Below are 25,279 nucleotides of genomic sequence, written 5' to 3'. Positions count from 1 at the left end.
GGAAACGCGGGCTAAGACAGAACGCATTCAAAATGGACTACTTTCCATTGTGGGTCCAGTTGTATATCCAGTTTAACCCTATGAAGGAGGTATAAGCGGGTATTTGCTACGTTCTGTAAACCACTAACCTAACAGACATGTATGAGTTTAACGGTCACTTACGGGAATTTCAGCGGCTTGCCCGCACCAGATCGGTTCAGATGCTACCTATGACGGGGGCGTTATTGTAGGTTGGAAGCTGGGTCTCGTCCAGTCACAGATAATCGACTTATATTATGATGTGGTCTTCCTAACAACATCAGTAGTCGGTATGGGACTTCCAAGTGAGCAATCTCAGGGCAATCCCTTATCGGTCAACCCGGAATAATTTAACACATCACATATGCCCGATGACTATCCGATACAGCATTCAGATTCCTTTCGACCTAGCTCAGCACAGGGAAGCGGTAATTACACGACGCAGTATAGATATGAAGAGCATCCGGAGAAAGACGAGTATGGGCCGGTAGCCGATCGGTTTACCGAGGAACTCAAACTCAGTCACCCTGCACCTGATATTCAGATTTTACGGAGGGAAACGCACCTAACCGCGCAGCTACATGAGCGAAACCGCGATCAGTGGGAGACGGACTCTTCTTTCAACAATGACGGGTCGGCGTTGTACGACATCGCTATCCTCGACGTCGCCGACAAGGCACTCGATGTCGAGGGTATCGACCCATCAGCACTCGACGTTCCCGAACGACGGTTCAAGACGGTCTTTCTCAACAAAGCAAGACAATCGCCTGTGCTCAAAGACTTCTACGAATATCTCGAATGCTCCGATGCCGTGCTCGCCGAACTCGGTTACAGGACGCAGCTGAGTTCGTGAGTTACGAGACAATTCGTATCGAAGCGAACGAACGTCTTCCTGAAGAGTTGGCTGAACTGGAGCGGGGGCAGGATGCGTTCGAAGCAGCTGTCCTTCGAGCAGTCTACGCAGTGTTCCGAAACGGAATCACGCCTCCGGAAGCGGTGAGTGCAGCATATGGGTTCGACGCTGTTCGTCCGCCGCTATACAAGAAGTCAGTCCTGCGACCCGTGAAGCGGGAAGCCCTCCAGAATTGGGTTCGACTCCTCCTCAACGAGACACTGCAGCCCCTCACGTTCCATCGCAAACAGAGTCAGATTGAGATACCACAGTTCGTCGGTCTCTTCGCTACGTCTGCACCATACGACTGTGGGGTCCAGACGGTTCCCGACGTCGTCGATCACCACGAGAACCGCGCGACGATTCCGGAAGGCAGCGGGGGTTTCGGTCCATCTATAATCCTTACCCGCGAGACGTAGCCAATCGAAGCATTGCGAAGGGTCTCGCCGGTCGATTCTATCGTCTTGCCCGTGAACTTGGTTTTGTTTCGTCGTTTCTCATAAACGAAAACTGCCGGATGGGGGGAGTTGGAAGTGCTCCGTCAGCGATTCGAACCGATACCAGACGTGCTCGCTCACGTGCGTTCGCTGCGCGCGACTGGTAGGATTCGAATCCTGTGCGCATTTTCAGCAATCCGACCGACTCGCTGCGCTCGTCGTCGTGAATTGCTGAAAAGTGCTCCGTCAGGGATTCGAACCACGGTCACTTCACTCGCTCACGCTCGTTCCGCTCCCTGATTCGAATCCCTTCCGTCCGCGCTTCATTCGACCAACGTCCTCGCTGTCGCTCGGACGTTGGTTCGGTAGAAGTGCTCCGTCAGGGATTCGAACCCTGGTCCTTGCCGTGAGAGGCCGGGATTCCCCGCAGGATGGAGAACCGGAAATCCAGGGCCGATCGTCTCCAATATGTGGCTTTGACCTGCTACTGACTGTTTATTGGACGTCTACCCATAAAAACCCTCAGACGCTTGCCCACTTGGCAAATCAGATTCGCAGGACTCAGTTGCGTTAGTCCGTCTAAACCCAACTATGCGATATGGTCGTCTTGTTAGTGTGTCGGCCGGACTCTCAGAAGGGACCATCCCCGCCCCACTTTGGGTCGCGCCGGTGGCAACCCTGTCGAAGATGCTAGTTACACACGTGTTCCACTGAACAGCGTCCCGGCTATATTCCGGGATTCACGTCCCGAGGGTACCTCTATCGTCTCCCGGATTTCATCGATATCTCGGAATAGAACCTGTTGTCGAACGGTCCACTCCGACGGACTACTGCTCCATAACCTCCTCCAGCGAAAAGGTTTCAACCAAGGGAGTGTCCGCTGCCTCACAGTAGCCCGCATATTCCATCAACCCAATCTCCGCCATCTGCTCGCTCGGCTCCACCGACAGCAAGTGGTCGTCTCCACAGCGCGAACACTCGACGGTCAACTCCTCCGCAATCGGCCCGACGTTATCCATATCAACCGGCCCGCCCGTTACCCGCTCGATGTCCTGCGACACCCACTCGTCGTGCCGCGCCTCCACCTCATCGAAGTCGGTCGCCTCTCCTCGGGTCGTCACCAGCCACTCGCCCGTCTCGTGGTCCGAATGCATTCCAAACGCGATCCCGGCTTCGGACTCGTAGACAAACGAGATAACTTTGTTCTCCGTTCCGGGAGCGGACAGCACCTCTTCGGCCCGTACGATGCGTTCGTCGTCCCGTAGCGCCTCGAACTCTTCGTCGGTCAACGGGCGGTCGGGGATTGACTCGGTGTCGGGCTCTCCTGCGAGTGCCGCAAGCAGTTCCTCATGGACCTCGGCCGGGCAGTCGTGCAGCCGAAGCCGAGAAAGCGTCCCGAACTCCTCCCCACATGAATCGCAGACTCGCGCCATACGCATTCGTGTCTACCGACCGAGTAAACCGTTTCCCTCCAAATAAGGGATGTGCGTACTGGAATCGGGTGGTCGACTCCTAACCTTCGCGTTCTGTGAGTTACTGCACACAGGATTCATGTCCACGGATGACATGACTAGCGTTGAGTGCTCCCGGAATTCCTTGATTTGCTGTTCATCTGCGTGCTCGTATGGAGCTTGCCTGCTCCTCGGGTTTGGCTTTTAGAGTCAATGATAGCATCGGCCGTCGGGTGGTTCGTTGGAATCATGCTCTACATCTACTACGCAACCAAACCCCTCTTTGACCTATTTTCCGTCACCGCACGAGGCAGACTCCTATCAGGAGTCATCCTCCTCTCTACCCTCGCACCACGGATTGGAGAATTCGCACTGTCTCACCCACTCGGCGTCGACCGAGTGCAGCGCTGGTTCGATAACGATATTGCCGAAGACATGACGAAGATGCGACGCGACCTCAGGCGGATGTACGTAGAGAACACCGATGTGAAAGAAGATGCGCCTACGAAAGGCGAGCTACTTGCGGACATTAAGCGAACGCATTCGGATTTACGTCGTCGTCATGCAATTGGTGAGGTTCTAATCGGTGTCGGTGTAGGACTCATTGCAATCGTTATCAGCACGGTTTCTGTGCTTGCTAGCATCGGATTGCTCATATCCGTGTACTCTGTTGTATTCACGCTATCAATGCTTCTACGAGGATTTGTCGTGGATACGCTGGCGTACTCAGTGGAATGGGTAGACGAAGACGCTGAGATGGTTAGACGACCTCCCCGGCTTGCAACACTCGGCTTTATGCGCGGGTGGAATCTGATGCTATTGAAGAATGAGGCGAACATCCATAGACTCATCCTATTGAGCTTGCTACGTGGCGAATTCGTCCTTGGGTTCGAATTAGGGGAAGACCTAATTGAGGATGTCATGAAGGGTGAGAAGGAGATGGATGAGGCGATGGACGATCTTATTGAGCAAGAGATGGGTGGGAGTTCGATGGAGTCGCGTATGATGCGGTCAGTTATTCGTCGATTCTTCGGCGTGTAATTGACGTTCTAAACACGTTTCTGCTCACACACCTCTATCGATTTGTTTTCGACGAGGTAGACCCCTCTATCGATATGCTCCAGACCGGGTGGACAGCCTTCTATCGATATGTTCTGAGCTTGGTCACACACCGTTATCGAAATGTTCTGGACCGGGCAGACACCCCTCTATCGATTTGTTTTCGACGAGGTAGACACCCCTCTATCGATATGCTCCAGACCGGGTAAACACCCCTCTATCGATATGTTTGGTGGGCTCTGTTGAATCGCTGGAAAGCGTCCGCTTCGACTGTCAGACTAGGGATTTGAAGCAGCAAACCGCCGATGTCCATGTCGAAGATTTCGGCCTTGTTGAAACCCTCGCGGGCAAACATGATGGGCGAGTAGTCTGAGACAGGATGGATTCCCTGCCGAAGTCACGACTTCTCCGGTTCGTTGAACGAGCTATGGTGCTGGCTCGCCGTGCTGTTGCACGGTTTTCGACACGCTATTCTCGGAAGCGGTTCACGCTCCGTCAGCACGTCGTTCTTCTCTGTCTCAAGGTGAAGAAGACGACCACGTACCGCGACCTCGTTGATGAACTCATCGAGATGCCTCGCATCCGTGACGCCCTCGAACTCGATTCGATTCCCGCACCCTCGACACTCTGTAAGGCGTTCGACCGCTTGGAGATGGCCGTCTGGCGAGTGTTACTGAACATCTCGCTCGCGGACTTGCCGCTGAACGGTATCATCGGCATCGATGCTTCGGGGTTCGAGCGGGCGCATGCATCAACTCATTATACGAAGCGAACGAATCTCACCATCCAGCAGTTGAAGACGACATTACTGGTCGATACGGCGATTAACGCCGTTCTCGACATTCACGTGACGACGACACGGAAACACGATACACAGATCGCGCCACAGGTGGTCAAACGGAATGTGGACTCAATTGAGGTATTGATTGGCGACAAAGGATACGACGACCAGAACCTCCGACAGCTCACACGTGATCACGGTATTCGACCACTCATCAAGCATCGAGAGTTCTCATCGCTCCATACGGCATGGAATGCGCGGTTGGATAGTGACCTCTACCATCGTCGAAATATGAACGAGACAGTCAATGCGGCGATCAAACAGAAATACGGTGCGTTTGTGCGATCACGCCGCTGGTGGAAGCAGTTCCGCGAACTCGTCATCAAATGTGTCGTTCACAACATCGAACAGACGCTCACGTTGTTCCGTCCGTCGTAGTCACAGACGTCAGTGGCTGTAGATGGTCTGAGACCACAATCAACAGGTGGTCGTTCACACCTGCTCAGGCTCAGAGAGTTCGTAAACTTGAATCCAGCCGTCACTCTTGACTTTCACGAGGAATTCGGTGTACTGGAACTCGACCGTGCCGACGCCCTGTCGAGACTTCTCGCCCACGTTCGGCCCGAAGAACGCGTCTTCAATCGCTGGTACGTCCACGGTTTCGTACAGCGGCGGCGATTTTACCTCACTTGGGGAGACGCCTTTGGCCTCTGCGATGGCGTAGACGATTGCAGTCGTGAGTCCCCCCCGTCCATCGGGTTCGTAGTGACGCTGTCCCACCTGCGACCAGTGCGTATCGGCACCACTGGTTGGGTCGTCGTTGCTTTTGATTCCGCCGTTAGTCTTCTCGCTCATCCATCTCACTCCGTGCGTGCGCTTCCTGATTCGAGTCGAGGCTGGCACCAATCCCTTCGAGGGCGGTCAAAACCTGTTCGGCGTGTTCGGCGGTCGTAATCGTCTCGGTCGCCTCGTCGAACGTAATAACATCTTCGTCAACGAGCTTCGGGACGTGAGCGTGGTAGAGCGAGACGTACACCTCTTCGCGCTGGTCTGCCGTTACTGCGTGTTCGGGAATATCGTTCTCCCACGCGGCGATTTTCGTCGCCAAGTCGGTCAGCGACCACTCGGTGGCTTCGAGAAGGGTGTAGCACAGGTAGCGCCGTCGGGAGTGTCCTAACGCCTCGTATACCGGTTCGATTTCTAGAAAATCGGGGGATAGCAGTTGTTTGTCGGGTGGTGCGGACACTTCGGATGTGGCTTCCTCATCGGTATCTGGTTCGCCAGCCATATCTGTAGAATGAACGCGGGGTGCATTAACGGTTCCCCGGGCCGACATAGTCCGGGCTATTTCCCGATTACGAGCGATTTATGTGCAGATACGAGACGTCTACGAACCTGATCAGAACGTCGGCTTCAGGGCGTTGACTAAGAGCAACAATATCGAGCAGGACTCCATCAATGATTGGGGCTATTCACGTCCTGCAATACGGCAAACCGATGCAACATATAGGCGTTTGAGGGTTTCAACAGAGCCAAGATTTCCTACTTCATCAGCATAGTTATTCTTCTAGTCTTTCTCTGAACCGGTCCTTTCGGTTCTTGAGATTCTCAATTTCGATCTCCGCATCCAGGGTGGCATTTTCGATACAGGCCTCCAGTAAAGCATCGTAATCGTCAATATCGATTCTCGACCTCCAGGCGTATCGCTGATCAGTAAACGGTGCGTCCCCATTTGCGGGGACCGCGTCTGGCCACCAGTATTCTGCATAACTGTGGACGTACTCCTCATTTTAACAAGGTCATCGTACTTCGGATTAGCCTGGTACGTCCGGTTCACGGAAACATCCTTTCCGTGGGGATTGTGGAGTTTGACCCAAATGTCGGCGCGGAAATCGAACTCCTCACCCTCACTATATTCCGCATTTATGACTTCTGCTCTATACTCCGCCTCATTGGTATTTGTTTCAGTCCTTGTCTTGGACGCTATCGTTTTGCTTAGATTTCCGCCATCGGGTGTCGGCACGGAGCTCAAATCTGTGTTCTTTCGGCAGGGGCTATCCCTGAATGACCGCATAGTCGCGTTCGGCTTACCGGACTGTCACGGACACGAGCGGAGAGGAGGGAACGACACCGTAGTTACTGAGGATGTCGCGGACGATCTCCATGACCTCGCCCTCTTGCTCGTACTCCGGATGACTAACAACCCCGTCTATGGCGCGGAACGACTCGTAAAACGGGTCGAACTCTGACGCGGGGATTCCGTTCACATCTCCCACGGAGTCGGCCGCACACATCTCAGCGAATTCCTCAGCCTCCGCGACTGCGTCGCGCGGATTATCGCGGAGGTATTCGAGGACATCACGGATCCCGTCGGGAAATTCATCGGAGTAGTTGTTGACGTGAGTGAGCGCGTCGCTGAGGGCGTCCTGATTAACCTCCGCACGAGCAGTCCACGTTGTACTCCCGACTTTTTTGACGAAGTGGAACGCATCGGTGATACAAGCGTTCTGACAGAGTTGAACGAGAACGGAATCGCCGGTCTCCGGGATTTCGTAGATGCCTTTGTCGGGTCCGTGCTCGACTTCCAATTTATATAGTCGCGTCCAGTTGTCCGGGATACTCCAGAGATGTTCACCGGACTCAACCGTAGTTCGGGTTGCGGGGACGCGACGCGTCCATGTGTCGCCCCGGTCACCGCCGTGGGATTTTACAACGTGTTCGTTTGTATCTTCGTCCCGCGTTACGGTGAGCGTTCCGTCAGCGCGGTAGTGTCGGACTGTACTATCGTCATCGGTTGGTGGAATCTTTCGTGTCATGGTTTTCGCGTGCTAACCGCTATTTGGACTGCTTGTACGCGACGTCCGATGACGCGCTGGCTCCGCGTCAGCAGTGGACTATGATACCGGGGATTCTGGTATCGGGTTGTCTTGCCAGAGAGGTCTATGCATCGTGGGATTTGTAGATGCGGGGAGTTCTCGGGCGTCGCTTAACTATATGAAATAATCTCGTTGTTATAAACCCTCGTCCTGTGACGACCTGCAGACCTCTGCAACAGGGCATTATCGTGGTTCACCACCTGAAGCCAAGGTTTTAAACGGTACCCTTGGAGTCTGCGGGTTTTGGAGTTCTATCCAGTGTTATGTGATGCAATAGGAACGGGGCCAGAATTCCAGGGAGTCTCACGCGGCATGCAAAGGCATTGCTCGAAAGTCACCGCGGCATCAATCGACTCCTTTTGCTTTCAGTCCAAGAGCAGCCACTTCCTGAATGTCTCATAGAACGGTTCGCATGTTGTATTGGAGCAGCCAGTGAGTCGGTAGATTCAGGGTATGTATTCATCACCATCTTCTAACCCATCCTCGGCTGATGGTTACACAAAACTGAGCTTCGGAGATTTCACAGGCTAGAACGGTAGCTGTCCAGCCAACTCTAAAGCGCGTTCATAGGCCTGTGTTGTCAGACCTTCCACGTACTCGTATCCACCGAAACCGCCGAACAACGCCAGAAACACCAAAATCACCGTCAGCCATTTCACCGTGTTGTTGATCTGGATGTTCGTCGCAGAGGACTGGTACGACAACAGCCGGTTCAAGCTGGTCGCGGTCACCGAGTACCGGTCGAACAGGCCCTCATAGTTCTCCTCGACCAGCTCCATCTCGTCGATGATATCGTGCAGTATGGTCTCAAAGACGCCTTGAGTTTCTTCCGTATCATCAATCCGCCGTATATCCGAGACCGGGAACTCGCCGTGGTCGCGCTGCTCGAACCAATCGGTCAGGTATTCGAAATAGTTCTCCGCGATTTGCTGGTGGAAAAGGACCCGTGAATACGTTTCGGTGAAATCCAGGTCGGCATCGATCACGTGTTCCATGTCGTCCTGGATGTCATCGATACCGCCGCCGGCATCGATCCGCGACAGGGAGAGATCCCGGACTGACTCGTTCAAATCCCAAAACTGCAGCCGCTTGTCCTTGAACCAGTTGAAGAGGTAGATCAACGGGAGGAACCGAACGAAAAAGTCTGAACTCAGGGAAAGCGCCGAAGGTGGGGTCCGCGTGTTCTCATCCAGCACCAACTGGTCGGAGATCTCGATCATGGTATAGGAGCTATGGTACGTCATGTTATCCGGCGACATCTCGCTCCCCGGTCCGACGACACAGACCACGTTCGCAGCCTGCGGAATCACCGATTTCGCAGATAACGGGTCGATGTCCAGCAACTCAAAAAACCCGCGTCGGCCGAAGTGCGAGGCGTACGATCGGTAGAGACGCTGATAATCCGTTACGTCGCGGGAACCGGTCAGGGCCTCGTTGACGCTCAACCCCAATTTGACCGTTGAAACCGTTATCGGCGTGTTCCGCCCGACGAGCCGTACCGGATTATCGTGGCTGGAGACCAGGCCAAGGGTGAATCCGTCGAAGATATCGTCCCACGCCTCGCGGATCGCGTCACGAGCTGGTGCAAGGCCCGCCTCCTGGTCCGTCGTCCAGATGGCGTCAAAGTAGTCCGTAGTCAGCTTGCCGGAGAGGATGACCAGGTAGCCGAGCGGGACGGAGTTGAACTGGAGTACCGTCAGGTTGAGGGCGTCGAACTCATCGCGTTCCGTTTCTAATTCACCCCATTCCTGAGACGTGAGTGGAAGTGTGTCAATTCCTCCCGTCGTCATCTCGTCCGGCGTCTCGTCTACCTCGTATAAGTCCATCAGGTAGGCGTCTAACTGGTCCTTGTCCTGGACGCCGACGAAGTCGATAGATAGCATCACTGCTGGTCCTTCGAAAAGCATCTTTACTTCGCCCGCGTCAGTAAGAGAGTAGACCGGTGGATTCTCGTTGTCGGGTTGGATGCGGCCTCGATCGATTAGAGTCTTGAACGCAGACTCGATGATATCACGGTCGTCGCCACGATTCTCGTCGATCGCATCTATGATATCCGCCTTCTTCTGCGGTTCCCGATCTAGCCGACCGAGGATATACGCCTGGATACGCTCAATATCGTCCATAACAACCAGTATCCCGTTCTTGTGACAACCGGTCGTGCCAAGGATATGAAGGTGTGGCAATCATCTCTTAACTACGCTGCCAGGACTCCAGAACACGGTGGTTACTTTCACATAAATAGGAACCGAACCAATTGAGAACACTTAAAATACATAACGGATTTTAAACACTTGGTTAGTGTGGAAATAAATAAAATTATAGAATATCAACTTTTACCTTTTTGAACTTGCCTCCGTCGAAAACCATCTGGTAAAACTCGACAGGCGAGGAATCGTCTCCCCGGCTGTTTTCCGAGAGGATTCGCATTACTTCAAAACGATCCTCAAGCTCGGTACGTAGGCCGAATACAACTCCTTCGAGCTGAGATATGTCATATGTGACCTTTCGATGGGAGCCCTCTGTACCCGACAAATCGGGTAGCACCATGCGAACTTCTTGTTCGTATTCCCATTGGCTAAGCTTTCTAGTTGACATACTGTTGAAATGGTCCCAAAGGTTGTCTTGCCAGGCATCCTGGTCATCCACGATTTTGCCCAACTTCTGACTAGTCCTTCCATCGGGCGTGGAATGCCACGCTGACACAAGCTTCGGGAGCGGGAGGGTACCTAAAAACTGGAAGAAGTCCACTTCTGGTGGTGAAGATCCATAGTCAACTGGATTCAATGGTGCTTGAATCTCCCCACATTTAGGCCCCGAATTATTCCAACCAGTCCTTCCATTGACAGTCAACTTGCCCCATGATTGCTCAGTTTCTCGGTCTGCATCAAACATTAAGGCGGCTCCTCTATGTTCATCTGCATACGTAGCCCACATCGGAGGACTTGCACATTCTTTTGCGAAACACAATGTATGCCAATTCGTGTGAATTAGCGAGTTGGCTATTTCTCTAATATACCGGTCGGGGAACGACTGATGCAAGAGGTGATGTTTCTTATGGTGTAATTCAAGCTGCTCCACCCCCGTCTGCACCGCCTGCTGTAGGTACATGTGCGATTTGAGGGGGCCCAATGACGATGCTACTGATTCTAGCAGCTCTTCATCCTCATCAGCCATAGCGTCAGAAAGAGCTTCAATCAGATTCTCCACGGTCTCAGAGTCTGTTGAACTCGTAACCTTTGGCCCCTCCTCCGAGATTACCCCTGAGGTTCTCATTCTCTCTAATACTGACTCAAGTGCCGAGGGGTGGATTGCCGACAAGATTTGTTGGAGATTGTTCCTCTTCAGCGGCTTCGGCAGTGAAGCTAGACTTGAGGAAATTCTTCGGAATCCCTTCTCCTCAAAGAAGGACTGACAGACGGAATCGAATTGTTGGCGAAACTCATCGGTGGGAAGGTCCTCACGGGTGAGTTTGGGGTCTATGGCATATTCCTCAAAATCTTCGCTGCTATCAAATATCAAACAATTTGTAGCTGCCCAATGAAGATTTAAGAGATAATGCCGAAGGAGATTCTCCCACAGGACCTCACCTCCTTCCCAAAACACGTCTTGATACCCCTCAAGCGGATCGTTAAAGTATCGCGGTGAAGAGAGAACAAGTTCCTGCTGCTCAAGCTCATTGTATTCGTGAATCAAATTGTGCATTGAGCGAAATCGATAGACAACGGTCATACGAACCCATCCTCGCACCGCGCCTAACACTTTATGATAAGGCGGCCAGCAATGGCGAGCAGTTCATCGCACGAATTGGGCTTCAATGCGTGCAGAGAGTATGAAAAGGAGCCCCAACGCAATTGGTCGGCAATAGATTGCTGAGAGATGGGAGTGCCCGCTTGTGAAGAGGCCATTCTCATCATTGGCCTTCTCAGGGCGAAGAGGAATCCCAACATGGGGAGGTACTGTACTCCTTGCCCATATGGGCATAAATTCTGTCTTTTAAATATCTAGTCACCGTGGGCGAATGTATGCCTGTAGCTGCCTACGTTCGGGTTTCGACTGCGGACCAAAACCTTGACCGACAGCTCGAAGCGACTCACGAATACGCTGTCGAAGAACTCAGCGCAGAACCTTCCTCCATCAAAGTGTATCGAGACAAGTCCACTGGAACTGATGTTGAACGGTCAGGATATCAACGTCTCCTTGAGGACGCAGATGCCGGCCGAGTAGACGCTGTCGTCGTCCATGAAGTCTCTCGTGTGGCGAGAAGTATTTCCGACCTGGAACGCACTGTTGAACGACTCCGAAACGCCGGCGTTGCGGTACATATCGTGTCGAACCGGATGGTTCTACGTCCCCAAGCCGAAGACGAAGACCCGTATCAGAAGGCACTCATCCAGATGCTCGGTGTGTTTGCGGAACTCGATGCGAAGATTAAACGCCAAAACATACGCCAAGGAATCGCCGCCCGACAAGAGAGCGAAGACTATCATCACGGTCCGGCACCGCTCGGATTTGAGAAAGACAACGGTGAGCTTATCGAGGCGGGTACCTACCATCGCGTCTGCGAGACACTGGAGCAAGTAGCCAGGGACGAGATGAGTCAACGACAGGCAGCCAGTGAACTCGACTGTGGTCGTAAGACAATCAGAAGAGCGGTTAATGAGAGGGCCGATTTGTACGGCCTCTAACTTTGAAACAGGACCAGCGCATTCGCTCCTGCGATATGATCGTGCTGGCAGTCAGTCGTTCAGTTTCTCAGTCGCAACATTATCGGCCCTTCCTCGTTGTATGTACAGCGTTGTGTCGATGAAACCACGCCTCTGCCGTGGGTTCAATCGTGTGCTCTGTCTTCTCCTTTGGAATTCTATACGCACTCATTTCTCTCAGCTATCGATCCTGGATGACTTCCTCACAGTCCTCTACGTGAGGTGCACCACAGGCTATGAGTTAGTCTCTTCAGAAGCCCTTCAGACCCTGCTTGACGAGCATGTTGATTGCCGCGTTCCGTGACATACCCATCTCGTCGGCTAACGCATCAACATCCCCTACGAGGTCTTCGGGCATCCGCTGCGTCAGTTGGACTCGGTCAGTTCCGGATTCGTCAGAGTCGTCTTGATCTGCCTGGTCGTTGGTCGAATTCGCTTCGTCAGTGATTTTGCGTCTTCCCATCGTTATGATTTCAGTTTGATATCACAGAACATTCATTCTGACGTCTCTTCGACTTCGGGCTCGGTATACTCGATCGCCTCTGTAAGGTCGACTGATATCTCAGAGCCGGCATCATGTGCGTGCTGGTACGCGGCGAGGTCGACTAGCTCCGCGCACGCGGCAGTAATGACAGCTGGTACGCCCTGCGCGCGTTCGTGAATGGTATCCAGTGCATCTGTGCTGAACGGTCCGATGCCAATATCGTCGAGAACATCCTCATTGGTGGGGTCCCGACCTGCCGCTGCTGCAAGGCGACGTTGGACCAGTTCAGTAGTCTGCTCACGCTCAAAGGGTTCGAGTTCGAGCTTGTAGCTGACGCGTCTCTGGAAAGCGCGCCCATCGCTTCCGAGGTCGCCAATCGCGTTCCACTGGCTGCTCATCCCGGTGAGGATGACTCGGAAACGGTCAAGATCATTCAAGAATTGAATCGTGTGGAGCGTGTCTGGATCATTGAGCCCAAATTCGTCGATTCCGAGCAAGTGTGGGTCGCCTCTATAGCTCTTGACGTGGTCTCGAATCTTCTGTTCGGTTAGCTTCGTCGACGACGACTTCCCGACGCCGATTTGGTCGGCTACAATAGACGTCAATTCGTACGGCGTGACGTTGTGCTCACCGATGTACGTGGTCGTGAATTCGTCACTGTACTCCTCAAGTAGCATCTTCAACAGCGTCGTTTTTCCGACGCCGCTGAAACGCGAATGGATGAGGATTGGACCTGTGTATGACCGTATATGCGACGCAATATCGGCAATCTCATCGTCGCCCGGTAGCACGTACTCACCGATAGACGCGCCATGCGCGAACGGATTTCTTTCCCATCTATGATGCTGCAAGTACTTCTGAAGTTCTTGATCGGTTCCATCTGTAATCTCACGTATTCGTCCCATCTGTAATCACTTCACTATCATTCTGATATCAATCTGGCATCTAAGTGTTTTCTCTCTAAGGCAATAAAAGTGTGGAGGATGCCAGAAATCCGAACGTGAGTATTCGCCTGATTGACTGGCTATTGACCAGCAGCCACCAAGCGATTTGAATTTCCGGCTACTGTCTACAGGAGGAGTAGGCCGAGTGCCCCGGGGCATGATCCCGAGGAAGTTCACGACCATCTGTTACTGACCCCTATAAAGGAACAGTGGAAATAGCGTCGTCGTCGCCAGTCAGAAGCGTCGCCTTCACATGCTCAGCACTCGCCATCTTGAACGAACTATCGAGTGCCGAATTGCACTGGAGAACGTCGCCGAAAGCGTCCAACCAGTTGTTGATGATGCGTACGGTCTTGTAGGTGTAGGCGTTGAACCAACCGAGGTCTTTCTCGGCACTCCGTGCGGAACTGCCAGAATGTCGGAGGAAGCGGTGGCCGATATAGCGATGCGGTCTCGGCACGAACCAAGAAACTGAAGAAAGCTGTTAATATCATCAACATTGTAAGTCCGTACAATGCCCTGGCGGCAGACAAACGCATCCCGGTGACCGAAGAGACGAGGAAGAAGTTCCAGCAGCTCAAGTAGCCCGGTCAGACTTACGACGAGCTTCTACAGGAACTACGCAGCATCGTCGGAAGCAGGACCTAGAGCAGCGCTTCCAGGACTTCGAGGACGCAGACAGCGACGAATTGACATCCCTCTCGGGTTTCTGACTACGATGTCCTCCTCGGCGACGACGCACCCAAGTTCCTCAACGTCGCCTGCGACAAGACCGAACAAATGTGGAACGTACAACTCCTTTGGTCGAACCACGTAATTCAATGAACTTCCGGGATACCGCTCGCGGGCATCAGCGAGGCATACCGTAATCAAGACGCGTTTGTGACTGAACTCACAGTCTCCGGCATCGATGTCTCATCGGTACGGCACTTCCTGTAACTAGACCAAAATCACGAATGGCGTGCCGGTTCCCTGCTCTATCAGTGCGCTATCGTGGCGAGCAGAATCAATAAGACCTCGAATGTATTGAGGTTGTACAGCTCATCAAGGATAAGCCACTCCTGAAATCAGTATTCAGGTCCGGAGTCAAGCAGTGCTGATTAAAAATAGGCCCGCGAATAACCCGCTGGCAATGTCGAGTCCTCACTCCCTGAGCTTTAAATCAATTCTCGCATAACTATTGTATGGCAAGCGATACTGGACGCTTGGCAGACAAGTACAGTCTCGGGACGACTGAGAAGCAAATCCTGTTCAGTGTCACTGGTTGGTTCAACGCCTACTCAGTTGATATTCAGGGCCGAACACATCATATCGGGCGCGATCCAGAGCCGACCTTACGGGAACTCTGCAGCAGTATCGAGTTGTGGAGCCCACAGTCAGAACGGGCTCATCAAGCGATGATTGAAGCCGGGCTGTTCAAGTCACCCAAGCGCGATGAGAAGGTCTACATCGCTGGCCGCCGGTGTAAGTGGCTCCCGACAGAGGACTGCCTGACGGTGATCGAGAATCTCTTCAAAAACCACGACGATGTCTATCCGCCGTGGGCGACGACCGAGCATTCCCGCCCGCCAACGTTTCGGGACGGCCCGGAGTTGATGAGTCACAGAAAGGGTGTGATGGTGGCTGGAGAGTCGCTCAAGCGACTGAACGATGTCACGCATAACGACTACTACCCACAGGGTAACCTCCCACAGCGACCGGACCTCCGAATCTACGGACCTGACCCTGAGCCAATAGCGAGAGTCGAGGTCCTCACGAATCACGGAAATACGGGCACGTGGGAAAACAAGTTCACGGCATGGCAATCAACAGATGCTGGCCCAACGATCTGGCTATTCGAAAACCGACGTGGGATGGTCAGATTCTGGAACCATCTGGTTAGGCACGGTTTCATCCAGCTCGATAATGGAATGTTCGGTGGGGAGGCACAGAACTGGTCGTCCACTCGTGTGAACGACCGGTTAGAGCGCAGCCGTGACGGTCATCATGCGTACTCGTCGGTTGACTTGTGTTGGACGATGCCTGGTATGCTGGCTGCCGACCGGATTGACCTCCACGAGTGGGCGAAAGCCCTGAATATAAAGTAACTTACATACTCATTTGTAGCCCACCGGCCGAGGGCCTAATCAACTATTCCACCACTATAATCTGTTTCGTACACCCCGGGGGACAGCGCTTTCTCGTACGTCCGATGAATAACTCTACCGGGGGGTGTACGTGTGTACGAGGGGGGTGAGCGGTCGGGTGTACGAGTCACGGGCCGGAGGCAAGGGCCTCTAACCCGCCATATGAACTATTATTTTCATTTACTGGAGCGCGATTTAGTAGTGCTGTTAGTCCACCGGACACTCCCACGGATTGCGGGTCTCTACAGGACCTCTTTCACCACCTCCCTGTGGGGGCGAGAACCCACATTTAATTTCCACAGGTCTCGCACTGCAGCCCATTGTTAAGACAGTACAGTATGTTCTGTCGGTCGAAGGTTCTACCGCAGGCGTGGCAACTGACTTCCTCTGTCACCCCGACGCCGCTTCCGTATCCGAGAGTCACGACGTGCGTACTATCCTCTGAGGTCAATTCGAACTCTATCTCTCCTCGCTCGTATTCGACCTCGGTGAGTGTTAGCGGTTCCAGCCGAATCTCCAGAGCGTGTCTCTCACGGATTTCGCGTTGGCGCTCGGGGAATCCCTGATCACGACGACGGCGCAGGTCGGTGAGTTCGGCATCGACTTCTTGGCGTTCGGCTTTCAGCTCCTTTCGCTTTTTCAGTGCCTCTAACCGCTCGTCCTCCTCGTCACTATTTGTTCGGCCACTCAGTTCTTCGATTCTCGAAGCCAGACGCGAATCCTTCTCTTCGAGTTCTTCGATGCGTTGCTGCTGCATTTGTCGGTACTCCTCAACTTCAGCATCGGCGGCCCTCGAAGCATTCTGATGGACGTCGTCGACCGTCTCTCCTATTCGGTCGATGAGTTGCTCTCGTGCGATATCGAGTAACGGCCGAACCTCGGTGGTTTCGACTTTCGCCTGTTTACTCGAAGCCGTCTCGTTGTCCAGCGATGTGATTTCCAGAAAGGTCTCTTCCAGTGTTGGGAGTATCTCCTCAGATTGGGCGTCTACTGCGACCGTTCGCAGGAGTTCAGTCTGGTACTCGCTGACGGTTTCGATTCCCACTTGGAAGAGGACGACGATCGCTGTTCGGTCGTAGTAAGGTGCGAAGTCTACAGAACGAATTTCTACGTCGCTTTCTTGAAGCCATTCGGGAGCTTGAATCTCGACGTCGTTCGCTCCGATGGCGATTCTGCCCGTAGGAGTTTGCTCACTTGCTTCCGAGATGAGCTGTTGGAAGAACGAACTCTCGGGATGGAGCGGTTCGAGGTCACCGTCGTCGGCGTCGTCGCTACATATCAGCGTAACGCCTCCTGACAGTAACTCACTATCGAGCCCGTTCGGGACGTTGACAGCCCATCGCTCATCTTGCCGCTCGATCTCACAGCCGAGTGAACGCAGATACCGATCGGTGAACCGCTCCACAGCCGACTGAGTCACAGGGATGGCGGCGTCAGTCATCGCTGGCACCCAAGTCGAAGCCGTCGAAGACTCCGCTGTTGAATTCCTCCAATTTATCCGCGAGCTCCCGTTGCTCCTGAAGGTCGATGGCCATGTCGTCGAAGTCGTTCTCTAAATCGACCTCGGAACCGGCGTTGACCAATCGCTCGAAGATTTCGTCTTCGAAGCTGGTCCCGGATTCCTCCAGCCGGCTTAGTATTGAGCTCAGTTCACCGATGCTCTGCTGGAACAGGTCGATCTTGTGGTATAGCCGCTCCAGTACATACTCCTCGACCGTGTCCTTCAACGCCATATTGAAGATGTAGACCTTGCGCTTCTGGCCGATTCGGTGGATACGACCTATTCGCTGTTCGACGCGCATTGGGTTCCACGGCAAATCTAAGTTAACCAACATGTTACAGAATTGGAGGTTCCTTCCTTCGCTCATGGCATCGGTTGAAATAAGTATGCCGCCATCTTCTTCGAAGTCTTCCACGATCTGCTCTTTCTCTTGACTGGAGTGACCGCCGTGGAACGAGTGGACCGTGTAGCCCTCTGAGGCGAGTCGTTCGAGGACTTGTCGTTGGGTGGCCCGGAACTGCGTGAAGACGATCACGCGCCCCTTCTCGACGTTGTCGCGGGCCTCTTCGACGATGTCGAGCAACCGCTCCTGTTTCGTTATCGTGTCGATGTTCTCAACCAGGTCGAGAATCGTCTCTAACTCGTCGGCATGAGTGAGCTCCGATTGCTCGTGCAGGCGCTTCTCGATAGTGTGTTTGAGAGCGGCGGGACTGCTAACGACCTCCTTCTGCAGGAGCATCAAGACCAATTTCTGGCCCTGGTTCTGACTGTAGGCCCCCTTGACGTAGTCGGACACCGCTTGGTAGAGTTCTCGCTCAGCCGGAGATTGGTCAAACTGTCGCGTATCGACCGTCCGGTCGGTAAAGTCGATATCCGTGTCGGCCCGCCGGTTCCGAATCATCACCTCGTTCAGCCGCTCCTGGAGCTCGTTGCGGTTGACGAGCGTCTCCTGATCGCTGTTCACGAAGTACTGATGGAAGACGTCGCGTGTCCCGAAGAGTCCCGGCCGGAGCAACGATACCACGTTGTAGAGATCGGTCAGTTCGTTCTGAATCGGCGTCGCCGTCAAGAAGAACGCATAGTTGTATGAGAGCCGGTCGATCAGGTCGTAGCGGTCCGTGTCCTCGTTCTTCACGTAATGAGCTTCGTCGAGGACGAGGACGTCCCAATCTCGCTTGAGCACCGTCGAACGATGACGGTCGCTCTTGGCCGTGTCGATGCTTGCGATGATGTAATCGTGGTCGTCGAAACCGCTGAACTCGTCGTCGTAGTTACACACGAAGTCGAGGCCGAACTTCTCACGGAGTTCCGCCTGCCACTGCTTCGCCAGCTGCGCCGGAGTGAGGATGAGGACCGAGTCGTCCGTCTCTCGGAAATGCATCTCCTTGAGTATCATCCCCACTTCGATTGTCTTTCCCAACCCGACTTCGTCGGCGAGGAGGGCCTTTCCACCCATCTCGAAGAGGGCTCGATACGCGGCGTCGACCTGATGTTCGAGCAATTTAACCGAGGTCTCGTCCAGTTGCTTCAGTGATCGGAGCTCAGAATCAGGCTGACCGGCTTGGAGGCGAACAGCTTGAACGCTCTGAGTGTGGTCTCCGACCCTAGCGTCCTCCGACAACGAATCGAGCAGACCGTCCGCAGATTCGTGTGTGACCTCGACGTCGACGAGGTCGTACCCGTCCATGTACGTGTACAGTCAACTACTACTCAAATACGTTTGGTGAGTCGAAGTGTCTCCCTGATCGATGGCTGAAGGGATCGTCACTCAAAGTCGGAACCGGAACACCGACGAATAATCTGCGACTTCGTCGGCGCTTTCGATTTCAGACAGGATTTCCACTGCGTTGGCATGCTCTGTGCTCCCGATATGTACCTCCCAATCAAGTCGACCGGGAGAGCGATATGAGAATCCCGATGGGGCCGCTCAAAGATTGGGCCTGGATTCTACTTACCATATGAATTTATGACAGGGGGTGTTTCACGATAATTCTGCAATTCTGTCTCGCTGACCGCCAATATATGTTAGAGCCGTGCATATAATTCCATCAAGTAGTCAAAAATAGTGCTTTCCGGTCCTACCACGGGGGGAGGGGGTGTGTCGTGAATTTCCCGGTGGGGATAGTGGTGCCACAATTGCTTCGGGAAGCTGCCACCCGAAGCGTAGGTCGTTGCGAAGATTCCGCTTGCCGATGGGTCCCTTGGACTGATCTACTATGACGGAAATTCCGTCCGGATGGGATTGTCTTCCGCTATTGTACACGAGAGAACTTGCCTCGGGTAACGCGTCGAACAGTCAAAGACGGCATCGCCGTGCGACCGTCTGTTTCGACTGCACACCCCCCTAGTAGTCTAGTCCTCTATCTAGAAATATAATATATACTTTGTGGTAGCAGTGGTTTTGGCCTCTTAACTCTGAACAGCTCTCTCTCAACAGCGGATCGAGAACGACCACAAATCTGTAGACCGGCCTATACTCGGCTTAGAACGGTTTTCAAGCGGTTCGTTGGGATTACTTCCCGGGTCGAACTGAGGATGTCAGGTCCTCTCTTATTCTATCCGAACACCTGAACACACCCCAAGGAATTCGTGACACACCCCCTCCCCCCCTCCATCACCGCTGTCGTCCACACGGCAACTGAGAGTCGTAACCGAACGAAGCGGTCGTCACTTCTCATCCTCTTTACAGTCTACGACCAGAGTGTTTATTGAGCCATGCTGATGTGTGTCTGAGTATCCAAATGGCAGAAACATCGGCTCTGTCGCAAACGCTCGAAGACACGGTCATCCTGAGCCGCGAGCTTCGAGAGGATGGGCAGATCGACGGGCAGGTGAAGCTCTACAACGTCGACGACGATGGAGAGTTCGAGTCTGATGCAGGACTCTTCTTCGAGCGGACATTGATGACACAGGGGCTCAGGGAGGCACTGACGATCCTGCGTGATTCTCTCACTGGCGAGGACCCACGTGGAACGCACATCCTGTATGGTCCCTACGGCAGTGGGAAGTCCCACCAGATGGTGGCACTGTATCACTGCTTCGACGACCCGAGAGCCGCGGGTAAGTGGGCCGCGGACTCTATCGAAGGGTTCGACACCGCGCTCCCGGAGTCCGCGACGCCAGTCACGGTCGCCATGCAGAACGAGCAGTATGAGTACCTGTGGGAACCGTTCTTCGAAGCGCTGGACTACGACCCCGGCACCTTCGACTCGGGCGGCTACCCGGACATGCAGAAGATCCAGGAGGCCGTCGGCGACGAGACGGTGGCGTTCTTCGTCGACGAGCTGGAGGACTGGTTCGACACGCTCCAGGGCGACCGGAAGAGCGCTAACAAGGCCTTCCTCCAGTCATTGCTCGAATCGACCGCGCTCTCAGACCTCGAACTCTACACGATCGTCTCCGTTCTCCGCGAAGGGTCCGAAGTCCACGATATCCTGAATCGTGAGCAGGCGGTCGAGGTCAACATGAACAACCAGGTGGACAAGCGAGAGGTCCTCCGCCACCGCCTGATTGACTCCGTAGACGAGAGCGCGGCCCGTGAAATCGTCAACGGATACTATGACGCGTACGACCAATCCGACCACGTCTCACTCCCTGACGATCTCCTGTCGGAGATGCACGACCTCTACCCGTTCCATCCCGTCCTCCTCGACGCCCTCGAAACGCGGTACTACGCCGACGAGGACAACCAGAACACACGTGGGATGATCTATCTCTTCTCAAAGGTCCTCCTGGAGATGCGAGACCAGACGGACCTCATCACGCACGGTGACGTCGACGCCATCGAGTTCGAGAACGAGCTGGCGAAGATCAACTACGAGCGACTGAACGCCGCGACGGGCGACATCAACAGTCGCGTCGACGACGAAGAGGTTCCGCACGGTCGTCGCATCCTCAACACGATTCTACTCTACTCGTTGAAGCCGAGCGAGGGAGAGGGTGCCGATGTCTCGGAAATCGTCATGGGGGCGTACCAGACAGGCGATCTTATATCTGACGTCGTACTCAACCTCGAACGTCTCCACGGCGTCGCCTGGCACCTCCACAAACTCAACGGAAAGTACGCGATCCGAGACCGACAGAACCCGAACGCGCTGATTCGAAACGCGGCCGTCGACGTCTCGGAGACTGCGGCGAAGGCCGAGATAGCGGACTTCATCACGGACATCTTCGGGTCGAACGCGTATCCCGTCGGGTTCCGGACGAACGACCTCCGGGACATCCCCGACGACCGCGAGGTCAAGGTCATCGTCAAAGACGGCCAGTGGGCTCACGAGGAGGTCGAGCGGGTGATTACGAACGATGGGCGGGGCCGCGAGTGGCGCAACACCCTCGTGTTCGTCCAGCCATCGGGGGACAAGGCGATCGAGTCCGGCACGCGGTACATCGACAAGGCCCGCTACATCGAGGGGGCGCGGCAGGTGCTCGCGGACGAGTCCTTGGACGAGGAGATCCGCGAGTCGATGCAGGCGATGAAAGAGCAGGAAGAGAACGAGCTCCGGGAAGAGCTTCAGTTGCTGTACGGAGAGGTCCTCGACGGCGACGACCTGCTGAACGAGTTCGATATGGCTGCGCCGATGGACCTCGATGTCTACGTGCTGGACGGGGCGGAACTCGACGCGTCCAATATCGCGGACTCGGCTGCGGCGGACCCCTACGACCTCCAGTCCCACGTTTGGGACATCACCGAGGACCTGTTGGACCGACGCGGAGAGGTCTCCATCGATGAAATATATGAGCAGTTCCTCCGAGTCCCCGACCTGCCGGTCCCCGGGAGCGCCAACGACGTCCTGAACGCGACCGTCGAAGCCCTCGACGGGAAGCCGGTCCTCGCGCGGGACTCGAAGGGATTCCGGGACGACCTGTCCGGCAGTTCGCTCGACACCGTCCTCGTGGAGAAGGAGGAGGTGGACGTGTGGGGGGTCGACGACGTCGAGCAAGCGCTCCGACAGCGGTTCGGGAGCGGCGAGACCGCTATCGACATCGGCGACTTCCAGGTTGACCTCGTCGAAGATGGCGAGGTCTGGATCGACGGTGACACGCTCGACGTCGTTATGCGGGCTATCGGCCGATTGAACCGCGAAGACCAGTACGTCATCGTGCACGGTAACGAGATCCTCGACAAGCCCCAATCCGACGCCACGCTACGCGACGTCGGGGGCGCGACGGTCGTCGGAGCCACCCACCTCACCGACCTCATCGAAGAGAGCATTGACGAGAACGGGTACGCGAACCTCGACGCGATAATCGGCGAGGTCCGGGCCGACGAGTCGGTCTTCCTGCCACCGGACGAGACGCGAGACGTCGCCCGCGAGGCGGTCAACGAGTTCCTCGTCGAGGACCACGTCCTGGAGGCCGGCGGCCGATACCTGGAGTCGCTCGGCGACCGCGAGCCGACGACTGTCAAGATCGTCCCGACGGTCCCGGACCGCATCGGCGACAAGATCCTGGAGTACATCGGGGACTTGGACGCCGGCGACCAGTTCACTGTGAACAATGTCGCCGACCGGTTCGACAGCAGCGTCACCGAGTACATGGTCCGGACGTTCCTGCTGGAGAACATCGGGAAGGAGGAGGAACCGGAGTACGTCGTCAACACGACGGGATCGGACAAGGCGTCCGATTGGGTGCCGGGGTATCCGTTCCGGAAGGCCGACGCCGACACCCCCACCTGGCGGTTCGAGTACAAAGGCGACGACGTCGCCGCGCTCCGGACCAAGTGGCGCGATAACCATCAGACGGGGTCCGTGGAGTACGGCGACGTCACGTTCATGTTGCCGGACAGGGAAGGCATCCCGAGCGCGCTACAGGGAACCGCCGGCGTCGACCGAACGCAAATCAGTCTCACCCTGCGGTCCGGCCAGGACTACACAAAGGTACAGGATCTCTTCGAACGCATGCCGGACGAAGCGACGAGTCTGAAAATCGAGATCAGCTTCGAAAAGTAGCTTCGCCGTCAGTACCAGTGCGAGGACTCGGGGTCCTTCCAGACCTCGCTGGCCCGGTCAGCGAGCCACGCGCCGCGTTCGGCGATGGTCTCCTCGTTCCATTCATCGGGCCACGTATCGACCAGATGCTTGTTGAGGAGAAGCACGGTGTGGTCGTGAATTGCCTCGCGTTTGTCCTCCCAAGCCGAATTCGAAACGGAGGGATTCAGTTTGTCGGTGAGCACGGTCAGGTTCCCGACCTTGTTCTTGACTTCGTCCCGCTCTATCCGCTCGACCTCCGCGGGTTGCTCACCGGGGAGCGACCAATTGTGTGACCAGTCTTGCGGGAGGATGTGCTCGATTTGCAGGTCCTGCGTGATCTCCAGCGTCTCGCTGTAACCCGTGTCGCGGAGGTCGCGCTCGATGGCGGAGAACACCATCTTCAGGCGTCGCTGATTGATCCTCGACCAGTACTGGAGGTCGACCATCGCGTTCGCCAGGTCGTCGTCAGTGGGCCAGTAATCGCTCTCTCCCTCCTTGCCTTGGAAGAAGGCGACGACGGTGTCGCCGACGTCCTCGTCGTCGGTCTCCTTCAGCTCCTCCAAGAGCTCGATGAATATCTTGTTGTAGTTCTTCGAGGTCAGCCGACAGAGCATCCGTCGCATCAGCCAGCTCTCGATCGCTTCGACGGCTTTCACACGCTGATTGGATGGGATGTCATCCTGGCCGAAGATGTAGAGAAGCACCGGGAACGGAGTGGTCGTGTCGAGCACGTCCAGCCGCCGGAGGAACACGGCCTCACGAGACTGTGTGTCCGGCTCCGTGAGCTCCTCGTAGATCGAGGCATAGTTATCGAAGTTCTCCAGAATCTCCTCCGTCGAGAGGTCCGTCCGATCCAGGAACTTGCGGAACGCCGGGAAGAGCTTCTTCGCGCGGATCTGCTGGCCCATCTGCATCGTGAGCCAGTGCATGATGAACACGTCTATCTTCGGGCGATCCAGTCGGCCCTGCGAGACCTCGACCCGCCACTCGTCCTCGTCGAACTGCCGCCAGTACTTGTCGTGGAGTTCACCGGGGTCGTTCTGCTCTATGGTCGCCTCCCGGAAGAGGTAGTTCTTGATTAGGTCGGCGGCGAGAAGCGGCGTTCCGCGGGCGTTGAGCGTCTCGAAGATGACCTGCGCGTCGTCGTTCGATTCGAGGTCGATGACGACGACCCGGAGGAGTTTCCACATCGTCGTCACGAGGGAGTCGAGATGTTCTTCGGTCGGTTCCGGGCCCTCCTCGGCCCACTCGCGGATCTGGCCGCTGAAGAACCGGAAACAGTCGTGGAGTACTTCGTCTCCGTCCAGCTCGGTGAGGTCGGACTCGGGGTCCGAGAGGGACATGACGTCGGTGAACGCCTCTTTGTCGGCTCCGATCGGCCAGACCTTCAGCCGATCTTCCTCGTCCCGGATCAGGTCTGCGTCGTTGTACATCAGCTTCTCGAACATCGACGCCGACTCCTCGCCACCGAGCTCCATGGACACCGAGTGCGCGGCCGACAGGAGGACCTGCAGCGTGATGAGGCGTTGCTGTCCGTCGATTATCTCCCGGGTCTCAAGCTTCTGCGTCGGCGTCGACTGCTGGTCGAGCACGATGGCCCCGAGGAAATGGGGTGACGTGTTGAGCTGCGCCTCGTCCCGTTCGAACTGGTCCTCTGCCTCTGCCCGCCGTTCCATCAAATCGTCGACGACCAGCCGAAGATCTTCCCACAGCAACTGCCAGTGTTCCTCCTGATTCCAGACGTACGGCCGCTGGAATCGCGGCACCACGTAGCGAGTGTCCTTCCGGAAAATGTCCTTCAAATCGAGTGTGTCCGCTTTCATCGATAGCTCAACAGTCACGTGGCAGCTATTTAAATGCCGTACGAATCTGCTCTCGGCGCTGTCTGAACGCCCCCCGATTCAGGGCTTTCGCTGTCCGACGAGGTCGTTCTTCGATTGCGTCGGGTCGTCTGGCAACGGTCCGTCAGGGATGCTGCTGTTCTTTGGAATCTTCTGCCTGGTCTTCGACGTAACGTGATCTTCTTGTATGTCTACGA

The 25,279-nt window shown here is 55.1% G+C and carries 18 protein-coding genes; 7 read left to right on the top strand and 11 right to left on the bottom strand.

Features of this window, described 5'->3' with window-relative positions:
- Positions 1-382: 382 nt before the first annotated feature.
- Positions 383-871, top strand: coding sequence for a hypothetical protein (locus ACZ48X_RS06940; protein ID WP_336349839.1), 489 nt, complete (start codon positions 383-385; stop codon positions 869-871).
- A complete protein-coding gene (locus tag ACZ48X_RS06935; protein WP_336349840.1) occupies positions 868-1,329 on the top strand; it encodes a hypothetical protein in 462 nt (153 codons plus the stop codon). The genes ACZ48X_RS06940 and ACZ48X_RS06935 overlap by 4 nt, the downstream gene beginning before the upstream one ends.
- A gap of 845 nt (positions 1,330-2,174) precedes the next feature.
- On the opposite strand, the gene ACZ48X_RS06930 is transcribed toward ACZ48X_RS06935, so the two are convergent.
- Positions 2,175-2,780 (bottom strand): DUF7964 domain-containing protein, encoded by a 606-nt coding sequence (locus ACZ48X_RS06930; RefSeq protein WP_336349841.1) that lies wholly within the window; start codon positions 2,778-2,780, stop codon positions 2,175-2,177.
- A gap of 147 nt (positions 2,781-2,927) precedes the next feature.
- On the opposite strand from ACZ48X_RS06930, the gene ACZ48X_RS06925 reads away from it, so the two are divergent.
- Positions 2,928-3,839 (top strand): hypothetical protein, encoded by a 912-nt coding sequence (locus ACZ48X_RS06925; protein WP_336349842.1) that lies wholly within the window; start codon positions 2,928-2,930, stop codon positions 3,837-3,839.
- Between the two features lie 397 nt (positions 3,840-4,236).
- On the top strand, positions 4,237-5,076 hold the full coding sequence (locus tag ACZ48X_RS06920; RefSeq protein WP_336349843.1) for an IS5 family transposase: 840 nt from the start codon (positions 4,237-4,239) through the stop codon (positions 5,074-5,076).
- 54 nt (positions 5,077-5,130) lie between these two features.
- Here ACZ48X_RS06920 and ACZ48X_RS06915 read toward each other — a convergent pair whose 3' ends face one another.
- From ACZ48X_RS06915 to ACZ48X_RS06895, 5 genes are all read right to left on the bottom strand, one after another.
- Positions 5,131-5,493 carry a HalOD1 output domain-containing protein gene (locus ACZ48X_RS06915; protein ID WP_336349844.1) on the bottom strand — a complete coding sequence of 121 codons (363 nt, stop codon included), beginning with the start codon at positions 5,491-5,493 and terminating at the stop codon, positions 5,131-5,133.
- On the bottom strand, positions 5,477-5,926 hold the full coding sequence (locus tag ACZ48X_RS06910) for a DUF7344 domain-containing protein (RefSeq protein ID WP_336349845.1): 450 nt from the start codon (positions 5,924-5,926) through the stop codon (positions 5,477-5,479). The genes ACZ48X_RS06915 and ACZ48X_RS06910 overlap by 17 nt, the downstream gene beginning before the upstream one ends.
- A 799-nt stretch (positions 5,927-6,725) precedes the next feature.
- On the bottom strand, positions 6,726-7,226 hold the full coding sequence (locus ACZ48X_RS06905) for a hypothetical protein (RefSeq protein ID WP_336349846.1): 501 nt from the start codon (positions 7,224-7,226) through the stop codon (positions 6,726-6,728).
- 815 nt (positions 7,227-8,041) lie between these two features.
- Entirely contained in the window at positions 8,042-9,637 is a 1,596-nt protein-coding gene (locus ACZ48X_RS06900; RefSeq protein ID WP_336349847.1) for a hypothetical protein, read from the bottom strand.
- A 193-nt stretch (positions 9,638-9,830) separates the two neighbouring features.
- A complete protein-coding gene (locus tag ACZ48X_RS06895) occupies positions 9,831-11,243 on the bottom strand; it encodes a hypothetical protein (RefSeq protein ID WP_336349848.1) in 1,413 nt (470 codons plus the stop codon).
- 293 nt (positions 11,244-11,536) lie between these two features.
- Here ACZ48X_RS06895 and ACZ48X_RS06890 point away from each other — a divergent pair, with 293 nt between their 5' ends.
- Entirely contained in the window at positions 11,537-12,199 is a 663-nt protein-coding gene (locus ACZ48X_RS06890) for a recombinase family protein (protein ID WP_336349849.1), read from the top strand.
- A gap of 268 nt (positions 12,200-12,467) precedes the next feature.
- On the opposite strand, the gene ACZ48X_RS06885 is transcribed toward ACZ48X_RS06890, so the two are convergent.
- Together ACZ48X_RS06885 and ACZ48X_RS06880 are read right to left on the bottom strand one after the other, a co-directional pair.
- A complete protein-coding gene (locus ACZ48X_RS06885; protein WP_464379839.1) occupies positions 12,468-12,575 on the bottom strand; it encodes a ribbon-helix-helix domain-containing protein in 108 nt (35 codons plus the stop codon).
- Between the two features lie 137 nt (positions 12,576-12,712).
- Entirely contained in the window at positions 12,713-13,606 is an 894-nt protein-coding gene (locus tag ACZ48X_RS06880) for an AAA family ATPase (protein WP_336349850.1), read from the bottom strand.
- A gap of 1,223 nt (positions 13,607-14,829) precedes the next feature.
- Between ACZ48X_RS06880 and ACZ48X_RS06875 the strand changes: the two genes are divergently transcribed.
- Positions 14,830-15,732 (top strand): hypothetical protein, encoded by a 903-nt coding sequence (locus ACZ48X_RS06875; protein ID WP_336349851.1) that lies wholly within the window; start codon positions 14,830-14,832, stop codon positions 15,730-15,732.
- Positions 15,733-16,060: 328 nt separating this feature from the next.
- Here the strand turns inward: ACZ48X_RS06875 and ACZ48X_RS06870 are convergent, their stop codons facing one another.
- Positions 16,061-17,212, bottom strand: a complete 1,152-nt coding sequence (locus ACZ48X_RS06870; RefSeq protein WP_336349852.1) for a hypothetical protein — start codon at positions 17,210-17,212, stop codon at positions 16,061-16,063.
- Entirely contained in the window at positions 17,205-18,959 is a 1,755-nt protein-coding gene (locus tag ACZ48X_RS06865) for a DEAD/DEAH box helicase (RefSeq protein ID WP_336349853.1), read from the bottom strand. The genes ACZ48X_RS06870 and ACZ48X_RS06865 overlap by 8 nt, the downstream gene beginning before the upstream one ends.
- A gap of 1,054 nt (positions 18,960-20,013) precedes the next feature.
- On the opposite strand from ACZ48X_RS06865, the gene ACZ48X_RS06860 reads away from it, so the two are divergent.
- Positions 20,014-23,220: a DUF499 domain-containing protein gene (locus ACZ48X_RS06860; protein ID WP_336349854.1), complete on the top strand. Its 3,207-nt coding sequence runs from the start codon at positions 20,014-20,016 to the stop codon at positions 23,218-23,220.
- Between the two features lie 8 nt (positions 23,221-23,228).
- Here the strand turns inward: ACZ48X_RS06860 and ACZ48X_RS06855 are convergent, their stop codons facing one another.
- Positions 23,229-25,064: a DUF262 domain-containing protein gene (locus ACZ48X_RS06855; protein WP_336349855.1), complete on the bottom strand. Its 1,836-nt coding sequence runs from the start codon at positions 25,062-25,064 to the stop codon at positions 23,229-23,231.
- Positions 25,065-25,279: the final 215 nt, after the last annotated feature.

Source organism: Halorubellus litoreus (assembly GCF_055378595.1).
The sequence above is the reverse complement of the archived record's forward strand: the minus strand, read 5'-3'. Positions and strand labels throughout refer to the sequence as shown.

What these genes read in the sequence shown, in the direction of transcription:
- ACZ48X_RS06940 (WP_336349839.1), top strand. Translation starts at nt 383, where the DNA reads ATGCCCGATGACTATCCGATACAGCATTCAGATTCCTTTCGACCTAGC.
- ACZ48X_RS06930 (WP_336349841.1), bottom strand. Translation starts at nt 2,780, where the DNA reads ATGGCGCGAGTCTGCGATTCATGTGGGGAGGAGTTCGGGACGCTTTCT.
- ACZ48X_RS06920 (WP_336349843.1), top strand. Translation starts at nt 4,237, where the DNA reads ATGGATTCCCTGCCGAAGTCACGACTTCTCCGGTTCGTTGAACGAGCT.
- ACZ48X_RS06915 (WP_336349844.1), bottom strand. Translation starts at nt 5,493, where the DNA reads ATGAGCGAGAAGACTAACGGCGGAATCAAAAGCAACGACGACCCAACC.
- ACZ48X_RS06910 (WP_336349845.1), bottom strand. Translation starts at nt 5,926, where the DNA reads ATGGCTGGCGAACCAGATACCGATGAGGAAGCCACATCCGAAGTGTCC.
- ACZ48X_RS06900 (WP_336349847.1), bottom strand. Translation starts at nt 9,637, where the DNA reads ATGGACGATATTGAGCGTATCCAGGCGTATATCCTCGGTCGGCTAGAT.
- ACZ48X_RS06895 (WP_336349848.1), bottom strand. Translation starts at nt 11,243, where the DNA reads ATGACCGTTGTCTATCGATTTCGCTCAATGCACAATTTGATTCACGAA.
- ACZ48X_RS06890 (WP_336349849.1), top strand. Translation starts at nt 11,537, where the DNA reads ATGCCTGTAGCTGCCTACGTTCGGGTTTCGACTGCGGACCAAAACCTT.
- ACZ48X_RS06885 (WP_464379839.1), bottom strand. Translation starts at nt 12,575, where the DNA reads ATGCCCGAAGACCTCGTAGGGGATGTTGATGCGTTAGCCGACGAGATG.
- ACZ48X_RS06880 (WP_336349850.1), bottom strand. Translation starts at nt 13,606, where the DNA reads ATGGGACGAATACGTGAGATTACAGATGGAACCGATCAAGAACTTCAG.
- ACZ48X_RS06875 (WP_336349851.1), top strand. Translation starts at nt 14,830, where the DNA reads ATGGCAAGCGATACTGGACGCTTGGCAGACAAGTACAGTCTCGGGACG.
- ACZ48X_RS06870 (WP_336349852.1), bottom strand. Translation starts at nt 17,212, where the DNA reads ATGACTGACGCCGCCATCCCTGTGACTCAGTCGGCTGTGGAGCGGTTC.
- ACZ48X_RS06865 (WP_336349853.1), bottom strand. Translation starts at nt 18,959, where the DNA reads ATGGACGGGTACGACCTCGTCGACGTCGAGGTCACACACGAATCTGCG.
- ACZ48X_RS06860 (WP_336349854.1), top strand. Translation starts at nt 20,014, where the DNA reads ATGGCAGAAACATCGGCTCTGTCGCAAACGCTCGAAGACACGGTCATC.
- ACZ48X_RS06855 (WP_336349855.1), bottom strand. Translation starts at nt 25,064, where the DNA reads ATGAAAGCGGACACACTCGATTTGAAGGACATTTTCCGGAAGGACACT.